Source organism: Corynebacterium tuberculostearicum SK141 (genome assembly GCF_000175635.1).
Taxonomy (GTDB): Bacteria; Actinomycetota; Actinomycetes; order Mycobacteriales; family Mycobacteriaceae; genus Corynebacterium; species Corynebacterium tuberculostearicum_C.
In genome coordinates this window covers 1-2803 of record NZ_ACVP01000024.1, presented here as the reverse complement: position 1 = coordinate 2803, position 2803 = coordinate 1, and the positions used below count along the sequence as shown (strand labels likewise).

The 2803-nt window shown below is 53.2% G+C and carries 1 rRNA gene; it reads right to left on the bottom strand.

Annotated elements, in window-relative coordinates:
* Positions 1-89 precede the first annotated feature (89 nt).
* Positions 90-2803 (bottom strand): 23S ribosomal RNA (locus CORTU0001_RS11535); the annotation flags it as partial.

Genomic DNA, 2803 nt, shown 5'->3' with positions numbered 1-2803 from the left:
GGGTGTTGTGTCAGATACTGCATAGTGGACGCGGTCACGACAGTGACTGTTTCTTCTTCTCTTGTTGTTTTGCCAGTACACGTAGTGTGTTGGTGTTTGTTGTGGTCAATTAGTACCAGTAGCCTTCACACCTTACAGTGCTTCCAGGTCTGGCCTATCTACCCTATCGTCTTTAGGGGACCTTAACGAAACCTCATCTTAAAACAGGCTTCCCGCTTAGATGCTTTCAGCGGTTATCCCTTCCGTACGTAGCCAACCAGCGATACCCCTGGCGGGATAACTGGCACACTAGAGGTACGTCCGTCCCGGTCCTCTCGTACTAGGGACAGCTTTCTTCAAGTTTCAACGCGCGCGGCGGATAGAGACCGAACTGTCTCACGACGTTCTGAACCCAGCTCGCGTGCCGCTTTAATGGGCGAACAGCCCAACCCTTGGGACCTACTCCAGCCCCAGGATGCGACGAGCCGACATCGAGGTGCCAAACCATCCCGTCGATATGGACTCTTGGGGAAGATCAGCCTGTTATCCCCGGGGTACCTTTTATCCGTTGAGCGACACCACATCCACAAGTAGGTGCCGGATCACTAGTCCCGACTTTCGTCCCTGCTCGACATGTCTGTCTCACAGTCAAGCTCCCTTGTGCACTTACACTCACCACCTGATTGCCAACCAGGCTGAGGGAACCTTTGGGCGCCTCCGTTACATTTTGGGAGGCAACCGCCCCAGTTAAACTACCCACCAGGCACTGTCCCCAACCCAGATCATGGGCCAAGGTTAGATGCTCAATCCGATCAGAGTGGTATTTCAACAACGACTCCACCACCACTAGCGTGATAGCTTCCAAGTCTCCCACCTATCCTACACAAACCGAACCAAACACCAATACCAAGCTATAGTGAAGGTCCCGGGGTCTTTTCGTCCTGCCGCGCGTAACGAGCATCTTTACTCGTAGTGCAATTTCACCGGGCCTGTGGTTGAGACAGCAGAGAAGTCGTTACGCCATTCGTGCAGGTCGGAACTTACCCGACAAGGAATTTCGCTACCTTAGGATGGTTATAGTTACCACCGCCGTTTACTGGGGCTTAAATTCTCAGCTTCGCAGTCAAAGACTACTAACCGGTCCTCTTAACCTTCCAGCACCGGGCAGGCGTCAGTCCATATACATCAACTTAACGTCTTCGCATGGACCTGTGTTTTTGATAAACAGTCGCTTCCCTCTATTCTCTGCGACCCCACAACGCTTCCAGCCGCTTGGGCCTTCACGTCGTGAGGCCCCCCTTCTCCCGAAGTTACGGGGGCATTTTGCCGAATTCCTTAACCACAGTTCACCCGAACGCCTTAGTATTTTCAACCTGACTACCTGTGTCGGTTTAGGGTACGGGCCATACACACACATCGCTAGAGGCTTTTCTCGACAGTACAGGATCACCACCATCAACCCCATAGGGTCTACGCATCACGTCTCAACCAAATGTGCGGCGGATTTACCTACCACACGATCTGCACGCTTACACCACCAATCCAATAAGTGGCGTGGCTACCTCACTGCGTCACCCCATCACTTGAACCACACATCAGGCCCCACGACATCAACACCACCAACACTCAAAGAGTGTCAACAGTGCATCCGCGGTGGTTAGTATCAGTGCTTTATCATGGGCGCGCATGTACGGGTACCAGAATATCAACTGGTTATCCATCGACTACGCCTGTCGGCCTCGCCTTAGGTCCCGACTCACCCTGGGAAGACGAACTTGACCCAGGAACCCTTAGTCATCCGGCGGATAGGATTCTCACCTATCAATTCGTTACTCATGCCTGCATTCTCACTCGCACACAGTCCACGCCTCCTTACGGTAACGCTTCCACCCATGCACGACGCTCCCCTACCCAAACAAAATGTTTGCCGCGGCTTCGGCGGTGTACTTGAGCCCCACTACATTGTCGGCGCAGAACCACTCGACCAGTGAGCTATTACGCACTCTTTCAAGGATGGCTGCTTCTAAGCCAACCTCCTGGCTGTCTTCGCGATCCCACATCCTTTTCCACTTAGTACACCCTTAGGGGCCTTAACCGGCGATCTGGGCTGTTTCCCTCTCGACTATGAAGCTTATCCCCCACAGTCTCACTGCCGTACAACACAATTAGTGGCATTCGGAGTTTGGCTGACATTGCTAAGATTGTAGTCCCGCTCAACCAACCAGTCGCTCTACCTCCACCAAGCTATAATACGACGCTGCACCTAAATGCATTTCGGGGAGAACCAGCTATCACGGAGTTTGATTGGCCTTTCACCCCTACCCACAGCTCATCCCCGCAGTTTTCAACCTACGTGGGTTCGCGCCTCCACAACCTCTTACAGCTGCTTCACACTGGCCATGGGTAGATCACCCCGCTTCGGGTCCAGGACATGCCACTTTACACCCCATTAGGATTCGGTTTCCCTACGGCTACCCCACACGGGTTAACCTCGCGACATGCCGCTGACTCGCAGGCTCATTCTTCAAAAGGCACGCCATCACACACAAACGGTGCTCTGACGGATTGTAAGCACATGGTTTCAGGAACTATTTCACTCCCCTCCCGGGGTACTTTTCACCATTCCCTCACGGTACTCATACACTATCGGTCACACTGAGTATTTAGGCTTACCGGGTGGTCCCGGCAGATTCACAGCAGATTCCACGAGCCCGCTGCTACTCGGGCAACCCAACAACCCACATGCCATTGTCTTCAACTACAGGACTCTCACCTTCTCCGGCAGGCCATTCCAAACCACTTCACCTAACAACAACACACGAGC